The sequence below is a fragment of the Tabrizicola flagellatus genome, from assembly GCF_046295235.1.
Taxonomy (GTDB): domain Bacteria; phylum Pseudomonadota; class Alphaproteobacteria; order Rhodobacterales; family Rhodobacteraceae; genus Tabrizicola; species Tabrizicola flagellata_A.
The window spans coordinates 88,805-104,336 of the sequence record NZ_JBKBLV010000001.1 but is presented as its reverse complement, the minus strand read 5'-3'; the positions used below and the strand labels follow the sequence as shown (position 1 = coordinate 104,336).

Annotated in this window: 16 protein-coding genes; 12 read left to right on the top strand and 4 right to left on the bottom strand. The window is 67.6% G+C overall.

Annotated features, from left to right (window positions below; genetic code table 11):
- Window positions 1–27 precede the first annotated feature (27 nt).
- Window positions 28–654 (bottom strand): SCO family protein, encoded by a 627-nt coding sequence (locus ACK4IU_RS00550; protein WP_409730601.1) that lies wholly within the window; start codon window positions 652–654, stop codon window positions 28–30.
- A gap of 95 nt (window positions 655–749) precedes the next feature.
- On the opposite strand from ACK4IU_RS00550, the gene regB reads away from it, so the two are divergent.
- From regB to ACK4IU_RS00505, 9 genes are all read left to right on the top strand, one after another.
- Complete coding sequence (regB, locus tag ACK4IU_RS00545) at window positions 750–2,141, top strand: sensor histidine kinase RegB (RefSeq protein WP_409730599.1); 1,392 nt, start codon at window positions 750–752, stop codon at window positions 2,139–2,141.
- 380 nt (window positions 2,142–2,521) lie between these two features.
- Window positions 2,522–3,937 carry a 3-isopropylmalate dehydratase large subunit gene (gene leuC, locus ACK4IU_RS00540; RefSeq protein ID WP_409730597.1) on the top strand — a complete coding sequence of 472 codons (1,416 nt, stop codon included), beginning with the start codon at window positions 2,522–2,524 and terminating at the stop codon, window positions 3,935–3,937.
- Window positions 3,938–3,940: 3 nt separating this feature from the next.
- Window positions 3,941–5,278: a glycosyltransferase family 4 protein gene (locus ACK4IU_RS00535; protein ID WP_409730595.1), complete on the top strand. Its 1,338-nt coding sequence runs from the start codon at window positions 3,941–3,943 to the stop codon at window positions 5,276–5,278.
- A 12-nt stretch (window positions 5,279–5,290) separates the two neighbouring features.
- Window positions 5,291–5,896 carry a 3-isopropylmalate dehydratase small subunit gene (gene leuD / locus ACK4IU_RS00530; RefSeq protein WP_409730593.1) on the top strand — a complete coding sequence of 202 codons (606 nt, stop codon included), beginning with the start codon at window positions 5,291–5,293 and terminating at the stop codon, window positions 5,894–5,896.
- 224 nt (window positions 5,897–6,120) lie between these two features.
- Window positions 6,121–6,582, top strand: coding sequence for a RidA family protein (locus ACK4IU_RS00525; RefSeq protein WP_409730591.1), 462 nt, complete (start codon window positions 6,121–6,123; stop codon window positions 6,580–6,582).
- Entirely contained in the window at window positions 6,579–7,352 is a 774-nt protein-coding gene (locus ACK4IU_RS00520) for a glycerophosphodiester phosphodiesterase family protein (RefSeq protein WP_409730589.1), read from the top strand. Before ACK4IU_RS00525 ends, ACK4IU_RS00520 begins: the two co-directional genes overlap by 4 nt.
- Before the next feature lie 96 nt (window positions 7,353–7,448).
- A complete protein-coding gene (locus ACK4IU_RS00515) occupies window positions 7,449–8,606 on the top strand; it encodes a GNAT family N-acetyltransferase (RefSeq protein ID WP_409730588.1) in 1,158 nt (385 codons plus the stop codon).
- A 26-nt stretch (window positions 8,607–8,632) separates the two neighbouring features.
- Window positions 8,633–9,244 (top strand): glutathione S-transferase family protein, encoded by a 612-nt coding sequence (locus tag ACK4IU_RS00510; protein WP_409730586.1) that lies wholly within the window; start codon window positions 8,633–8,635, stop codon window positions 9,242–9,244.
- Window positions 9,241–9,606, top strand: coding sequence for a 4a-hydroxytetrahydrobiopterin dehydratase (locus ACK4IU_RS00505; RefSeq protein ID WP_409730584.1), 366 nt, complete (start codon window positions 9,241–9,243; stop codon window positions 9,604–9,606). The genes ACK4IU_RS00510 and ACK4IU_RS00505 overlap by 4 nt, the downstream gene beginning before the upstream one ends.
- A 79-nt stretch (window positions 9,607–9,685) precedes the next feature.
- Here the strand turns inward: ACK4IU_RS00505 and ACK4IU_RS00500 are convergent, their stop codons facing one another.
- On the bottom strand, window positions 9,686–10,321 hold the full coding sequence (locus ACK4IU_RS00500; protein ID WP_409730582.1) for an HAD family hydrolase: 636 nt from the start codon (window positions 10,319–10,321) through the stop codon (window positions 9,686–9,688).
- A gap of 37 nt (window positions 10,322–10,358) precedes the next feature.
- Window positions 10,359–12,287, bottom strand: a complete 1,929-nt coding sequence (locus ACK4IU_RS00495; protein ID WP_409730581.1) for a bifunctional 2',3'-cyclic-nucleotide 2'-phosphodiesterase/3'-nucleotidase — start codon at window positions 12,285–12,287, stop codon at window positions 10,359–10,361.
- A 238-nt stretch (window positions 12,288–12,525) separates the two neighbouring features.
- Between ACK4IU_RS00495 and nudC the strand changes: the two genes are divergently transcribed.
- On the top strand, window positions 12,526–13,476 hold the full coding sequence (gene nudC, locus ACK4IU_RS00490) for an NAD(+) diphosphatase (protein WP_409730579.1): 951 nt from the start codon (window positions 12,526–12,528) through the stop codon (window positions 13,474–13,476).
- A 55-nt stretch (window positions 13,477–13,531) separates the two neighbouring features.
- Window positions 13,532–14,008 (top strand): SRPBCC family protein, encoded by a 477-nt coding sequence (locus ACK4IU_RS00485; protein WP_409730577.1) that lies wholly within the window; start codon window positions 13,532–13,534, stop codon window positions 14,006–14,008.
- Here the strand turns inward: ACK4IU_RS00485 and ACK4IU_RS00480 are convergent.
- Window positions 14,005–14,838 carry a prephenate dehydratase gene (locus tag ACK4IU_RS00480; RefSeq protein ID WP_409730575.1) on the bottom strand — a complete coding sequence of 278 codons (834 nt, stop codon included), beginning with the start codon at window positions 14,836–14,838 and terminating at the stop codon, window positions 14,005–14,007. The two genes, ACK4IU_RS00485 and ACK4IU_RS00480, sit on opposite strands and share 4 nt — an antisense overlap.
- 123 nt (window positions 14,839–14,961) lie before the next feature.
- Here ACK4IU_RS00480 and ACK4IU_RS00475 point away from each other — a divergent pair, with 123 nt between their 5' ends.
- Window positions 14,962–15,492, top strand: coding sequence for a c-type cytochrome (locus tag ACK4IU_RS00475; RefSeq protein WP_409730573.1), 531 nt, complete (start codon window positions 14,962–14,964; stop codon window positions 15,490–15,492).
- Window positions 15,493–15,532: the final 40 nt, after the last annotated feature.

Sequence of the window (15,532 nt, the reverse complement as noted above, 5' to 3'; positions counted from 1 at the left end):
GCGGCATTCCTGCTTCGGTTTCGGGCGTCACATCGCAGCTTTGCCCGCCTCGACAAAACACGCAACGCTTTCCGCCATTTGTTCTGATGTAATCTCGCGGCGGAAGAAATCCACAAATCCCACGCCCGGCAGCACCAGGTAAGTAAAGGTCGAGTGATCCAGCAGGTAGAATTCGTCCCCGGTTTCACGCCGCTTGTAGAAGGTCTTGTACGCCTGCGAGGCCGCCCTCACCTGCTCGGCGCTGCCAGTCAGCGCGATCAGCTTGGGATGCAGGTTCGCCTCGTAGTCGGCAAGGGCTTCGGGCGTGTCGCGCTCGGGGTCGATCGAGATGAAGACCGGCGTCACGTCGATGCCCTTCTTCTCAAGCAGGTCCACGGCCTCGACGTTGCGCGACATGTCGAAGGGGCAGACGTCGGGGCAGAAGGTATAGCCGAAATAGACCAGCGACGGCTTTGTCAGCACCTCGGCATCCGTGACCGTCTGCCCGGCGGAATTGACCAGCGTGAACGGCCCGCCGATGTCGCCGCCGGCAACCTGTCCCTGACGGCACTGCGCGAAAGGGTCCGCTTTTCGGTCGGACAGGACATACCAGGCCGATCCGCCGAGAAAGGCGGCAACGGCAACCGTGGCGACAGTCGCGAAAAATCTGGTCACAGTCTTCTCTCCCATTCTGCAACGCGGCGCATTGATCTCAGATGGGGGCGTCCTTAACAATGAGCAATCCATCGGCAGGGACATCCGGTCACAGCATGGCCAGCTTCGCCACCGGCTCTCCGTCCCAAGAAACAGGGACCAACTGGGTGCGCCTGCGGACCCTTATCCTGCTGCGCTGGATGGCGATTGCCGGGCAGATCGCGGCGATCCTGGTGGCAGGCCAGGTCTATGGGCTCGACCTGCCGCTCGGGCCTTGCGTGCTGGCAGTCGGGGCTTCGATCCTGGCCAACCTCGCCCTTGTGATGCTGTTCCCGGAAAACCGCCGTCTGTCCGAGGCCGAGGCCTTCCTGACCCTTCTGTTCGACCTCGGACAGCTTGGCGTGCTGATCTTCCTCACGGGCGGCCTGACCAACCCATTCGCCATCCTCGTCCTCGCGCCGGTCACCATCTCGGCCAGCGTGCTGCGCCTGCGCTCGACCATCACGCTGGGGGCGCTGGCCATCCTGATCGTGACCGCCGCCCTCGTCTGGCACCTGCCCCTGCGCTTTGCCGACGGCCGGGCACTGGTGATCCCGCCGCTCTTCGTGTTCGGATTCTGGCTGTCGATCGTGATAGGCATCCTGTTCCTGGGTCTCTACTCCCGCCGGGTGGCCACCGAGATGCGCTCGATGTCCGAGGCCCTTCTGGCCACCCAGATGGCCCTTGCGCGCGAGCAGAAGCTGACAGACCTCGCTGGCGTCGTCGCTGCCGCCGCACACGAACTTGGCACGCCCCTTGCCACCATCAAGCTGGTCAGCGCCGAGCTGATCGAGGAACTCGACGGCCAGCCTGCGCTGCAAGAGGACGCCCGGCTGATCCGCGATCAGGCCGACCGCTGCCGCGACATCCTGCGGGACATGGGCCGGGCCGGGAAGGACGACCGCCACCTGCGGCAGGCGCCCCTGTCCGCCGTCCTGCGCGAGGCGGCCGAACCGCATCTGTCCCGCGGCAAGGGGGTCGAATTCGCCTTCGGCCCGGTGCAGGACGGAACCGACGAACAGCCGGTGATCCAGCGCCGGCCCGAGATCATCCATGGCCTTCGGAACCTGGTGCAGAACGCAGTCGACTTCGCCCGCTCCCGCGTCTGGATCGAGGGCGAATGGACCGCCCAGCGGATCATCGTGCGCATTACGGATGACGGTGACGGCTTTCCTGCCAATGTCATCGGGCGGATCGGCGATCCCTTTGTCCGTGTCCGGCGTCCCGAGCCGGAACCGGACCGGCGCCCGGGCTATGAAGGCATGGGACTGGGCCTCTTCATCGCCAAGACGCTTCTGGAGCGGTCGGGCGCCGACCTTTCCTTTGCCAATGCGACCGATCCCTTCCTGCCCCAGAAGGATCGCCCGGACCGCTCGGGTGCCGTGGTCGAGGCGATCTGGGACAGGGATGTGCTTGTTGCGGCGCAGACACAGGGTGGCCTGGGCGACAACCCCCGGATCGCCGACTAGGCGCGGTGCGCCTTTTCGGGACAGGCCGGGTGCAGTCTGTCTCGCGGTCCCCATCTGCCGGACCCCGTGATCGCCAGACCTGCCGTTTCGACCGCAGACTGATCGTCGTGGGCTGCGCCAGTGCCAGGCCGCGTTGGTCAGCCAGAAGAGGTTGCCCACCGGACCCGGCTCGTGCCGGACGCCAGCTTGCCTGACCGGAGATTCGCGCGTATATCGCGCTCATGTCCGGGTTCATCTTCTTCGACATCACCGATCACGCGCGGCTTCCGGCCCGCTTCTTCGGCATGACCCGCTCGATCCTCGCCCGCGCCTGACCGCTGCCGTCCCGCGCGCCCGCGCCGCTTTGCCTATCCCAGCCATCCCAAGAACAGGTGAGAGCCATGGCTCCTCGTACGCTTTACGACAAGATCTGGGACGACCACGTCGTCCATCAGGCCGAGGACGGCACCTGCCTCCTCTACATCGACCGCCACCTCGTGCACGAAGTGACCAGCCCGCAAGCCTTCGAGGGTCTGCGCATGGCCGGCCGCAAGGTCCGCGCGCCGGAAAAGACCATCGCGGTGCCCGACCACAACGTGCCGACGACGCAAGGACGCGAGAACCCGGCGCAGATGCCCGAGGAAAGCCGCATCCAGGTGGCCGCGCTCGACAAGAACGCCAAGGACTTCGGGATCAACTACTATCCCGTGACCGACATCCGCCAGGGCATCGTCCACATCGTCGGCCCGGAACAGGGCTGGACCTTGCCGGGGATGACGGTGGTCTGCGGCGACAGCCACACCGCCACCCACGGCGCCTTCGGGGCGCTCGCGCACGGGATCGGCACGTCCGAGGTGGAGCATGTGCTGGCCACCCAGACGCTGATCCAGAAGAAATCCAAGAACATGAAGGTCGAGATCACGGGCAGCTTGCGCCCCGGCGTCACGGCCAAGGACATCACGCTCTCGGTCATCGGGGCCACCGGCACCGCGGGCGGCACCGGCTATGTCATCGAATACTGCGGCCAGGCGATCCGCGAGCTTTCCATGGAAGGCCGGATGACCGTCTGCAACATGGCGATCGAGGGCGGCGCCCGCGCGGGCCTGATCGCGCCGGACGAGAAGACCTTCGAATACGTCAAGGGCCGCCCGCACGCCCCGAAAGGTGCGAAGTGGGAAGCCGCTCTGGCCTACTGGAAGACGCTCTACACCGACGAGGGCGCACATTTCGACAAGGTGGTGACGATCCGCGGCGAGGACATCGCCCCCGTCGTGACCTGGGGCACCTCGCCCGAGGACGTGCTGCCGATCACCGGCGTGGTGCCGGACCCTGAAAGCTTCACCGGCGGCAAGGTCGAGGCCGCGCGGCGGTCGCTGGACTACATGGGCCTCAAGCCCGGCATGAAACTGACCGACATTGCCATCGACACGGTCTTCATCGGCTCCTGCACCAACGGCCGGATCGAGGACCTGCGCGCGGCGGCCGAGATCCTGAAGGGCAAGAAGATCAAGGTGAAGCGGGCGATGGTCGTCCCCGGCTCGGGCCTCGTCCGCGCCCAGGCCGAGGAAGAGGGTCTGGCCCAGATCTTCATCGACGCGGGCTTCGAATGGCGGCTGGCGGGCTGTTCCATGTGCCTCGCGATGAACCCCGACCAGTTGCAACCGGGCGAACGCTGCGCCGCGACCTCGAACCGCAACTTCGAGGGCCGGCAGGGCCGTGGCGGCCGCACGCATCTGATGTCGCCCGCGATGGCGGCGGCGGCGGCGATCACCGGCCACCTGACCGACGTGCGCGATCTGATGGGCGAGACTGTCTGATTCATGACCGGCCAGCCGACCACGGACGACCAGCCCCCCGCCCCCCGGCGGCGGGTGCTGGTCATCGCGGAAGCCGCGAACCCGGAGTTGGTCTCGGTGCCTCTGGTCGGATGGTCCATCGCCAATGCGCTGCGCGCGCATCACGATGTCCACATCGTGACCCAGATCCGCAACCGCGACGCCTTCCTGCGCGCGGGTCTGGTCGCGGGCCGCGATTTCACCGCCATCGACAGCGAGGCTGTCGCCCGCCCGATCTGGCGCCTGGCTGAGATCCTGCGCATGGGCGAAGGCAAGGGCTGGACCATGGTCACCGCCCTGTACTCGAAACTCGCCTATCCCCATTTCGAGCGGAAGCTGTGGCGGCAGTTCGGCCGCCGCATCGCGGCGGGCGAATTCGACATCGTCCATCGTGTCACACCCCTCACCCCCACTGCCAGCAGCCTGATCGCCCCGCGCTGCGCGAGGGCCGGCGTTCCCTTTGTCATGGGCCCGCTCAACGGCGGAGTGCCCTGGCCCAAGGGGTTCGACGCCGAGCGCTGGCGCGAGCGCGAGTGGCTCTCCTACGTCCGCGGCCTCTACCGGCTGTCATTGGGCCGCCGCCGGATGATCCGCGCGGCCTCGGCGATCATCGCCGGCTCGCGCCATACCGCCTCGGAATTCGCGGCGGCCCGGAACCGGCTGACCCTGATCCCGGAAAACGGCATCGACCCCGCGCGCTTCTCGATGCGCGCCGATCAGCCCGGAACGCTGCCGATCCGCTGCGCCTTCGTCGGCCGTCTGGTGCCCTACAAGGGCCCTGACATGCTGATCGAGGCGGCCGAGCCCTTTCTGCGCGACGGCAGCATGGTGCTGGACATGCTCGGCGACGGACCTTTGATGCCCGCACTGCAAGAGATGGTCAGCGCCCGGGGCCTGACCCATGCCGTCACTCTGCACGGCTGGATCGACCACAAGGATTTGCAGGCCCTTCTGTCGCGGTCCCAGCTGCTCACCTTTCCTTCGGTCCGCGAATTCGGCGGCGGCGTGGTGCTGGAGGCAATGGCGCTGGGCGTTGTCCCGGTGATCGCCGACTATGCCGGGCCGGGCGAACTCGTCACCCCCGGCACCGGCATCAAGGTCCCGATGGGCAGCCGCGCCGAGGTCATCGCCGGGTTCCGCAAGGCCCTCGCCGCGCTGATCGCGGCGCCCCAGACCATCCCCGCCCTCGCCGCCGCCGCTCTGGCCCGGGTCGAGCAGCATTTCACCTGGGACCGGAAGGCCCGCCAGATTGGCAAGATCTACGACTGGGTCCTGGATCCCAAGGGACCGATCCCGCAACCCGTGCCCCTCTCGGGCGAATGACAGGAAGCTGACATGGAAAAGTTCACCACCCTCACCGGCGTCGCGGCCCCGATGCCGCTGGTCAACATCGACACCGACATGATCATCCCCAAGCAGTTCCTCAAGACGATCCAGCGGTCCGGTCTTGGCAAGAACCTGTTCGACGAGATGCGCTATACCCCGGACGGGAAGGAAATCCCCGATTTCGTCCTGAACCAGCCGGCCTACCGCAACGCGCAGATCCTGGTCGCGGGCGACAATTTCGGCTGCGGCTCCTCGCGCGAACACGCGCCCTGGGCGCTTCTGGATTTCGGCATCCGTTGCGTGATCTCGACCTCCTTCGCCGACATCTTCTTCAACAACTGCTTCAAGAACGGCATCCTGCCCGTGGTCCTGCCGCAGGAGGCGGTCGATCACCTGATGGACGATGCCCGCAAGGGCGCGAACGCGCGGATCACCGTGGACCTGGAAAGCCAGACCGTCACCGCCTCGGACGGCACGACGTTCCACTTCGAGGTCGACCCGTTCAAGAAGCACTGCCTGCTGAACGGACTCGATGACATCGGCCTGACGCTGGAAAAGGTTGCCGCCATCGACAGCTACGAGGCCAAGGCCGCCACGCTGCGCCCCTGGGCGTGATCCGAAGGGTCCGGGCGGCATCCGAAGCGGGCCGCCCGGACCGCGCTCCCGCCGCTATCTGTGCCGACACCCCGGTGTCAGGAACTGGTTAACAGCTCGTTACCGTCCGCAGGCAAGTTATTGAATTTGAAAGACTTACCCGTTTTGTCCACCGTGGACAGCCCCACCCTTGCCCACCCGCTGCCCGCGCGCTACCCTCGCCCCGATCCAGAGCGGAGACCCCCATGCACCCGATCGAGAAGCGCCTCGCCGACCTCGGCGTCACCCTGCCCGATGCGCCCGCCCCGGCGGCGAACTACGTCCCCTTCGTCCAGGTGGGCAACCTCGTCCACATCTCAGGCCAGATCAGCCAGAACGAGGCTGGTCTCATCAAGGGCAAGCTGGGCGAGGACCTCAGCTTCGAACAGGGTGCCGAGGCCGCGAAACGCTGCGCGATCTCGCTCCTTGCCCAGCTGAAGAAGGCCGTGGGCGGCGACTGGGACCGGCTGGACCGGGCGGTGAAGCTGGTGGGCTTCGTGAACTCCACCCCCGATTTCACCGACCAGCCCAAGGTCATCAACGGCGCCTCGGATTTCCTGGTCGCGGTCCTCGGCAATGCCGGGCGCCACGCCCGCTCGGCCGTCTCGGCCGCCTCGCTGCCCCTTGGCGTCGCCGTCGAGATCGAAGCGATCTTCGCCCTGAAATGACCCGCGTGCCCCTGCCCGAAGCCTTCCTGCGGCTGCCCGTCGCCCACCGCGCCCTGCACGACCGGGCGGCGGGTCGGATCGAGAATTCGCCCGCCGCGATCCGCGCCGCGGTCGAGGCCGGCTACGCCATCGAGATCGACCTCCAGATCTCCGCGGACGGCGTGCCTATTGTCTTCCATGACGAGGAGCTCGACCGCCTGACCGGCGAGACCGGCCCCCTCAACACCCGCACGGCCACTCAACTCGGCCGGATTGCGCTGACCGGTTCGACCGACACGATCCCGACCTTGTCCGAGGTGCTGGACCTGATCGCCGGCCGCGTACCGCTTCTCATCGAGATCAAGGACCAGTCGCTGACCATGGGTCCGACTGACGGCCGACTCGAGGCCGCGACGGCGGCAGCGCTCAAGGGCTACCGTGGCGAGGTCGCGCTGATGTCTTTCAACCCGTCATCGGTTGCGCACATGGCCCGGCTTGCCCCGGACCTGCCGCGCGGCCTGACCACCTCGGCCTATGACCCAGAGGACTGGGCGCCCCTCCCGCCCGCAACCTGCGACCGGCTGCGCGACATTCCCGATTACGACGCCACCGGGTCCAGCTTCATCAGCCATGAGGCACGCGACCTCGCCCGTCCGCGGGTGGCCGAACTGAAAGCAAAGGGCGCGGCGATCCTCTGCTGGACGATCCGTTCGCCCGAGGAAGAGGCGCAGGCCCGCCTTCGCGCCGACAACGTGACCTTCGAGGGCTATCTCGCCGCCCTTCCGGCTTGACCTCTTCCTGCGGCAACACAGCTTGCCCTTTGACAAATACTCTGCGGGGGTCCGGGGGTGCAAAACCCCCGGACGCCGCCTGTCCCGAAAGCGCCGATGTCCGACCTGACCCTGCACGACAGCCTGTCCGAGATCGCCGCCGCCGACTGGGATGCAGTGGCCGCGCCCGAACAGGCCGAGGGCCGGCCCCGCGACCCCTTCACCACCCACCGTTTCCTCGCGGCGCTGGAGGCTTCGGGCTCCACCGGCCCCGGAACCGGCTGGCAGGCGCGCCCCCTCGTGCTGCGCGAGGACGGACGGATCTTGGCCGCCACGCCCCTCTATGTGAAGTCGCACAGCCAGGGCGAATACATCTTCGATCACGGCTGGGCCGACGCGCTGGACCGCGCCGGGGGGCGCTACTATCCGAAACTCCAGATCGCCGTGCCCTTCACCCCGGCCACCGGGCGGCGCTTCCTTGGCGATGCGGCCCACCGCGAGACGCTCTGGCAGAGCGCCATCGCGGTTGCGGCCCAGAACCGGCTCTCCTCTGTCCACGCAACCTTCTGCACTGTCGATGAGGCCGACGCACTGGCGGGGGTCGAGGGCACGCTGCACCGCGTCACCCAGCAGTTCCACTGGGAGAACCGGCGCTATTCCGGCTTCGAGGAATTCCTCGCCGACCTCTCCAGCCGCAAGCGCAAGATGATCCGCAAGGAACGCGAGACGGCGCGCGCCTCGGGTCTCGCGATCCGCGCGCTGACCGGGGATCAGATCGAGCCCCGGCACTGGGATGCCTTCTGGGCCTTCTACCAGGACACCGGCAACCGGAAATGGGGCCGGCCATACCTGACCCGCGAGGCCTTTGCGCGGTTTCACGAGACGATGCGCGACGACATGCTTCTGGTCCTGGCCTTCAACGGCGACCGGCCGGTGGCGGGCGCGCTGAACTTCATCGGCCGCGACACGCTTTTCGGCCGCTACTGGGGCTGCATCGAGGACCACCCCTGCCTGCACTTCGAACTGTGCTACTACCAGGCGATCGACTGGGCCATCGCCCAGGGCCTGCAACGGGTCGAGGCGGGCGCGCAGGGCGAGCACAAGCTGGCGCGGGGCTACCTGCCGGTCGAGACCCATTCGATCCACTGGATCGCCGACCGCAGCTTCCGCGCGGCGGTGGACCGCTACCTGCAGGCGGAACGCCGCGCAGTGGGCGAAGAGATCGACGTGCTGACCGCCTATGGCCCCTTCCGCAAATGCGAGGCGCGGGAGTAGGCTGGGCAGGCAAGGGAGATCCGCCGATGCTGACCTTCTACACCAACCCGATGTCGCGCGGCCGGATCGCCCGCTGGATGCTGGAAGAGACCGGCCAGCCCTACGAGACGGTGGTGCTGGGCTATGGCCCGCCAATGAAGGCGCCGGACTATCTGGCGGTCAACCCGATGGGCAAGATCCCGGCCCTGGTGCATGACGGCAAGGTCGTGACCGAGGTCGCCGCGATCTGCGCCTATCTCGCCACGACCTTCCCCGAGGCAGGACTGATGGCCGAGGACAAGGCCGCCTTCTTCCGCTGGCTGTTCTTCGGCGCGGGGCCGCTGGAACAGGCGGTCGTCAACACCTCCTTCGGCTGGGTGCCCGAGGGCCCGCGCGAGGCCGGGCGGACGGGCTACGGCAGCCTCGACGAGGTGGTGCGCGCCCTGACCGGTCATCTGGAGAAGGCCGACTACATCGCCGACGGACGGTTCACCGCGGCGGATGTCTATGTTGGCAGCCAGGTCGGCTGGGGCCTGCAGTTCAGGACCATACCCGCGAACCCGGTGCTCGAGGCCTACTGGGCGCGGCTGAAGGACCGCCCCGGCCTCAAGGCCGCCAACGCCAAGGACGATGCCCTGATCCCGGAGGCCACGACATGACCCCGCTTCTGCCTGAAGACGACCGCCGCACTGCCCTGCCGCCCCTGGCCGAGACCGGGTGGGCCGCCGTTCCGGGCAAGGACGCGATCCGCAAGGTCTGGAAGTTCCCGAACTTCAGCCAGGCCTGGGGCTTCATGTCCCGCGCGGCGCTGGTGGCCGAGAAGCTGAACCACCACCCGGACTGGACCAACCGTTACAACGTGGTGGACGTGACGCTGACCACCCATTCGGCGAAGGGGCTGACGCGGCTGGACATCGACCTTGCCCATGCGATGGACCGGCTGGCCCCCGACACCGAGATCGAGCGCAATCATGGCGAGCCGGTCAGTTGTCTGTGCGAACTGCATGCGCGCAAGGCCTGACGCTCGTCGATGACTGCGTCACTCCTCGCTGCTCCCCGACGAGAAGGCGAAGCCGCACGAGGAGGTTCCGGGCGAGGGGTTAAAGAAGCCCCGCCATCCGCGCGCCGGTCAGAAGGTCTGGCGCGAGATGATGCGCCCAGCGACCCTGGCTGGGCACGATGTCGGGGACCTGGACCACGATGCATCCGGCGCGATGCGCGGCTTCGGCCCCGGTCTCGCTGTCCTCGAACACCAGGCAGCGTGCGGGGGGCACGCCGAACAGCGATGCAGCCAGCAGGTAGGGCTCGGGGTCGGGCTTCGGGGCGCGGACGTCATCCAGCGTGACGACATGGGTGAAGACCTCCGCGATCCCGGCGATGCCAAGCTTGCGGTGCGCGCCCGCGCGGCCCGTCGAGGTGACGATGGCCTTGGGGGCGGCAAGCGCGGGCAGCAGTTCGCGCGCACCCGGTTTCAGCGTCAGGCCCGCTTCCACGCCGTCGTTGAAACCTTGCCGCCAGTACCGGTTGACCGCATCGAGGTCCACACCCGGCAGCGCCTCGCGGATGATCCGCGCGGCGGTCGGTTCGTCCTTGCCGACCAGGCCGTGCATGAAAGCTTCGTCCACCGCATGCCCGTGTGCGGCGAAGGCGGCCATGCCGGTGACCAGCGCGATGCTTTCCGTGTCGATCAGCGTGCCGTCGAGGTCGAAGAGGATGGCGTCGTAGGTCAGGGTCACAGGCTCGGCTCTCTGGGGGTGGAGATGCCTTAGCCCATCAGAGGTGCAGCCGGAAGTGGGCAAAACCGTCGGTACCTTGTCCAAGGGGAACCGGGCGCAGTTGCGCGATCTCCTCAAGGTGCCGCTCGGCCCGATCCCCGGCGGCAACGGTCACGGTGGTGCCGGGCATCGGCAGGAAGTGCCAGTTGCGGCGATGGTTGGCGTCCACCGACCCCTGACGCTGAAGATAGGCTGCGATGACAGACTGGACGCGCGCGGCATCGGTAAAGGCGATCTCCGGCACGGATGCGGGGTCTTGCAGGCGCGCGCGGCCGAGGCGGTGGCTGTTGGTCACCAGAAGGAATTCGTCCGTTGCCCGGACCGGCCGGCCCTGATGACGCAGGCCGACGATCCGGTGCGCCTCGGGATGCGCCAGACGTCCTTGCGGATCGAAGCGGGCGGGCTGGCTGAGATCGAAGGCATAGTCGAGCTGCGGGATGGTCTCGAAGGCAAAGCCTGGAAGATCGGGGTCGAGGAGGAGCGCGTCGCTCTCGCCCGGAGCGATCTGGCGGAACACGGTCGCCGCGCGCTCCAGCCAGGTGGCAATCTCTGCCCCGGTCACCAGAAGCGTCACCAGCGTGTTGGGGAACGGGTAGAGGTCCGACAGGTTGCGCTGGCGCAGCGGTCCCGTCGGAATGTCGGTGAAGTTGCCCGGCCCGCTGCGCCCGCCGGTCCGGTAGGGCGAGGCGGAGGACAACAGCGGCAGGCCCTCCCAGCTGGTCCCGGCAAGCTGTCGGCGGACATGATCCGCCTTGGCCTCGGCGACCAGTGCCAGCGCTGCCGACGGGGCAATTGTGGCGAAATGACTGTGCAGCGGAACCCGCGTCTCGCCCAGGTGGCGGCGCGACCAGGCCAGCGCAGCCCGGTGGTCGGGGACAAGCGCCCGGTGCAGCGCCGGGGTGGCCGGCGCCGGACAGGGACTGCGCGGTCCGACCCTCGAGGATGCCCCGACGACCTGCCAGCGCCGTGCGCCGATGCGGCAGCGTTCAAGCTGGAGGTCGATGATGCCGACATGGCTTGCGGAGTGACCGGGCATCACGGCCGGCTTGCCGGCCAGCCGCCCGGCTACCGGATCGACCGCCGGAGAGGGTGCGAAATCGGGACCGGGAAAGACCTGATGGCTGTGTCCGGCGATCACGGCATCGATCTCGGGCAGGGCGGCAAGCGCGGTCGCCGCGTGTTCGGTCCCTTGTTCAGGCTCCAGCGCGCCGATCCCGGTATGGGCCAGCGCCACGATGATGTCGGCACCCCGGGCCCGCAGCCTCGGCAACCAGGCGCGGGCTGCCGCCAGGATGTCGCGGGTGCGCACGCCGCCATCCGGGGCATTGCGGTCCCATTCCTGGATCTGCGGCGGCGCAAAGCCGATCACGCCGACCCGGATCAGATGCGACTGGCCTTCGCGGTCGATGATCTGGCGCCGCAGGATCGCGTAGGGAGGAACGAAGGTCTCGTCCCGCGCCGGGCTCTTGCCCAGTCGCACCGCGACGTTGGCCGACACGACGGGGAACCGTGCCTCGGTCAGGGCCTGCGACAGGAACCCGAGTCCATAGTCGAACTCGTGGTTGCCAAGGGTCACGGCGTCGTAGCCCAGCGTGTTGAACGCCGTGATCACCGGATGCGCCCGCCGTCTGCGGGCCGAGGCGGCATAGTCGGCGATCGGGCTGCCTTGCAGGAAGTCGCCGTTATCGAACAGAAGCGAGTTCTGAACCTCGCCCCGGGCCTCGGCGATCTGCTGCGAGACCGCGCCGAGGCCAAGCCGGGCATTCGGCCGGTTTGCGCGGTAGTCGTAGGGCATCAGACTGGCGTGCAGGTCGCTGGTGGCGATCAGCCGTAAATGCGCAATCGGGCGTTGCGATGCCGTCCGATCGACCGCCACTTCCGCGGATGCCTCGGAGTGATCCCTGGCCGGATCCGAAGCCTCGGGCATCCTGGCCCTCATTGCGGGAACGTGGAACATCGACCGTCCGGTTGGTGACAGCAGCCCAAATCGCGAAGAACACACACCCTTTACGCGAGTGAACTATTGCGAGGGTTGTGTCAATGTTGTGGCAAATTGTCGTTATTCAAGCGGAGGTTGTGCGAATGCGGCCTGCTGTGGATTGCAACCGGCACAGAAAGCGGCAGAGCTTTCGGACGGCACGGAAGATGCAGAAAGCGGGGTCGGCATGCGGATCGCGGAAACGGTTACCTTCGGTGGATCGGGCCTGGACAGACAGGCGCCGTTGCGTCGCGATGCCGAGGGGCTTTCGCGGTCCCTGAGCCGGGGCGCCGTGCTGCCGTTCTGGCGCGGCAAGCCGCTGTTCCGGGACGGCCGTCCGCATTGGGTGGCCGCCGGGCATCCCGTTCTGGCCCGCGCCAACCCGCCTGTCTTTCTGGGAAATGACGCGGGGACACCCCGCTTTGCCGCCGACCTGTCCGACTGGTCGCCCGAGGCGGGGGTCGAAGCGGTGCAGGCCGGATTCTTCGACCCCTCGGTGCAACGGCACCCAGCCGTCGCAGAGGAGGCCGGTTTCACCGAGCTGCGCGGGGTGATGACCCTGCTCGACCCGCGCGAGGCAGAGCTGGTGGCGACCGCCAAGGCGCTGGTGCAATGGCATCGCAGCCACGGCTTCTGCTCGACCTGCGGCGCGGGCTCCGAAATGACGCAGGGCGGCTGGCAGCGAACCTGCCCGGCCTGCGGTGCCAACCATTTCCCGCGCACCGACCCGGTGGTCATCATGCTGGTCACGCGGGGGAACTCGGTGCTCCTGGGCCGCAGTCCCGGCTGGCCCGAGGGGATGTTCTCGCTGCTGGCGGGCTTTGTCGAGCCGGGCGAGACCATCGAGGCCGCCGTGCGCCGCGAGGTGATGGAGGAAACCGGCATCGCCTGCGGGCTGGTCAGCTATCTGGCCAGCCAGCCCTGGCCCTTTCCCGCCTCGCTGATGATCGGCGCCCGGACCGAGGCGATGAGCGACGAGATCCGCCTCGATCCCGAAGAGCTCGAGGCCGCCGCCTGGGTCAGCCGGGAAGAGCTTGTCCAGGTGTTTGCCGGGATTCACCCGAAGATCCGGCCCAGCCGCAAGGGCGCCATCGCGCATTTCATCCTGCGCAACTGGCTTGCGGATCGGCTGGATTGACCCGATCATCGCGACCTGCGGGTGCCGCCCGGGACCTTCTGCCTGCGGAGTATGAATGAAGCTGACGGCCAAGACCGATCTGGAAGTCCCCGCGGCTGCGGTCTTCGTCGTCCTGACCGACCATGCGTCCTGGGAACGCGAGGCGATCCGCAATGGCGTCGAGATCGAACGCCCGCCGGGCTCTCCTCTGACGGGTGTCGGGGCCGAATGGCGTGTGCGCGGGCATTTCCGCGGCAAGGCGCGCAAGGTGCAGGTCAGGATCACCGAGATGACGCCGGACCAGCGGCTGATGCTTGGCATCGACAGTCCCTCGATCGAAGGCACCAGCCGGGTCGAGGTCATGGTGCTGTCGCCGCGCCGCAGCCGGATCAGGGTCGATCTTGAGATCAAGCCCAAGACCCTGGCGGCGCGGCTGTTCATAAACACGCTACGGCTGGCCAAGGGGCGGGTGACTGCCAGGTTCGAGGGGCGACTTGGCCAGCTGGGCAGCCGGATCAAGGACCGCTACGACCGCAGCCTTGCCTCGGCCTAGCCGCGCTCGCGGTCGGCCGGGTAGACGCCCAGGATACGCATCTCCGAGGTGAAATAGCGTAGCTCTTCCAGCGCCAGGGCGACGTTCGGGTCGTCGGGGTGGCCCTCGATGTCGGCGTAGAACTCGGTCGCGGTGAAGCTGCCGCCGACCATGTAGCTTTCCAGCTTGGTCATGTTCACGCCATTGGTCGCAAAGCCGCCGAGCGCCTTGTACAGCGCGGCTGGGATGTTGCGGACGCGGAAGGTGAAGGTGGTGATCATCTTTCCCGTTCCGCGCCGGTTGTAGTCCGGCTCGCGCGACATGACCAGGAAGCGGGTCGTGTTGTTCGCCTGGTCCTCGATATGACGGGCCAGCACGTCCAGCCCGTAAATCTCGGCCGCCAGCTCGCTGGCCAGCGCGGCCCTGGAGGGGTCGCCGGCCTCGGCCACCTCGCGCGCGGCGCGGGCGTTGTCGCTGCTGACCTTGCCGCGGATGCCATGTGCCTTCAGGAAGGCCGCGCATTGCGGCAGGATCACCACATGGCCGTGCGCTTCCTTCACGCCGGACAGGGTCGCGCCTTTCACGCCCAGCAGGTTCACATGCACACGGACAAAGGCCTCGTCCACGATATGCAGGCCCGCGCGCGGCAACAGCGAATGGACATCCGCTACCCGGCCGTAGGTCGAATTCTCGACTGCGAGCATGCCCAGATCGACCTCGCCGCGGGCGACCTTGTCCACGACTTCCTCGAATGTGGTGCTGGGAACCGGCTCCATGTCCGGACGGGACTGCTGGCATGCCTGGTGCGAATAGGCGCCAAGTTCTCCCTGAAAGGCGATGCGACCGGCCATCCGAAGCCTTCCTCTGTCGAAAACCTGCCCTTTGGGGCGATTGGTCGCGCGTCTACACCTTGAAACCGGACGGGGGAAGCGGATAGATACCGCGCGACACGAGACCGCAGATAGGTGAGACCCATGTTCGACACGATGACGATGACCAAGGCGGTGGGCGCGGTGTGCGGCTCGCTTCTGGTCCTGATGCTGGTCAGCTGGGCATCGGACTCGCTCTACACGGTCGGCGGCGGGCATGGCGGGCATGGCGAAGGCGAACTGGCGCAGGCCTACACCATCGACACCGGGGAAGCGGCCGCCCCGGCAGAAGGCGCAGGCGAGACGGTGGACCTCGCCGCGGTCCTGGCGGCCGGTGACGCGGCTGCGGGCGAAGCGGTGTTCAAGAAATGCGGGTCGTGCCACAAGCTTGACGGGTCCGACGGCGTTGGCCCGCATCTGAACGGTGTGGTCGGGCGCAACCACGCGGCTGCGCCAGGCTTCGCCTATTCCGAGGCGATGGCCGCCAAGTCGGCCGAGCCGTGGACGCCCGAAGCCCTGTATGCCTTCCTGGAGAACCCGAAGAAGGCGATACCGGGCACCAAGATGGCTTTCGCGGGCCTGCCGAAGTCAGAGGACCGCGCCAACGTGATTGCTTACCTGGCGGCGAATCCCTGATCGAGCCATAGCGCAAGTCCTGAAGGCCGCCCTCCGGGGC

What these genes read in the sequence shown, in the direction of transcription:
- regB (WP_409730599.1), top strand. Translation starts at nt 750, where the DNA reads ATGGCCAGCTTCGCCACCGGCTCTCCGTCCCAAGAAACAGGGACCAAC.
- leuC (WP_409730597.1), top strand. Translation starts at nt 2,522, where the DNA reads ATGGCTCCTCGTACGCTTTACGACAAGATCTGGGACGACCACGTCGTC.
- ACK4IU_RS00535 (WP_409730595.1), top strand. Translation starts at nt 3,941, where the DNA reads ATGACCGGCCAGCCGACCACGGACGACCAGCCCCCCGCCCCCCGGCGG.
- leuD (WP_409730593.1), top strand. Translation starts at nt 5,291, where the DNA reads ATGGAAAAGTTCACCACCCTCACCGGCGTCGCGGCCCCGATGCCGCTG.
- ACK4IU_RS00525 (WP_409730591.1), top strand. Translation starts at nt 6,121, where the DNA reads ATGCACCCGATCGAGAAGCGCCTCGCCGACCTCGGCGTCACCCTGCCC.
- ACK4IU_RS00520 (WP_409730589.1), top strand. Translation starts at nt 6,579, where the DNA reads ATGACCCGCGTGCCCCTGCCCGAAGCCTTCCTGCGGCTGCCCGTCGCC.
- ACK4IU_RS00515 (WP_409730588.1), top strand. Translation starts at nt 7,449, where the DNA reads ATGTCCGACCTGACCCTGCACGACAGCCTGTCCGAGATCGCCGCCGCC.
- ACK4IU_RS00510 (WP_409730586.1), top strand. Translation starts at nt 8,633, where the DNA reads ATGCTGACCTTCTACACCAACCCGATGTCGCGCGGCCGGATCGCCCGC.
- ACK4IU_RS00505 (WP_409730584.1), top strand. Translation starts at nt 9,241, where the DNA reads ATGACCCCGCTTCTGCCTGAAGACGACCGCCGCACTGCCCTGCCGCCC.
- ACK4IU_RS00495 (WP_409730581.1), bottom strand. Translation starts at nt 12,287, where the DNA reads ATGCCCGAGGCTTCGGATCCGGCCAGGGATCACTCCGAGGCATCCGCG.
- nudC (WP_409730579.1), top strand. Translation starts at nt 12,526, where the DNA reads ATGCGGATCGCGGAAACGGTTACCTTCGGTGGATCGGGCCTGGACAGA.
- ACK4IU_RS00485 (WP_409730577.1), top strand. Translation starts at nt 13,532, where the DNA reads ATGAAGCTGACGGCCAAGACCGATCTGGAAGTCCCCGCGGCTGCGGTC.
- ACK4IU_RS00480 (WP_409730575.1), bottom strand. Translation starts at nt 14,838, where the DNA reads ATGGCCGGTCGCATCGCCTTTCAGGGAGAACTTGGCGCCTATTCGCAC.
- ACK4IU_RS00475 (WP_409730573.1), top strand. Translation starts at nt 14,962, where the DNA reads ATGTTCGACACGATGACGATGACCAAGGCGGTGGGCGCGGTGTGCGGC.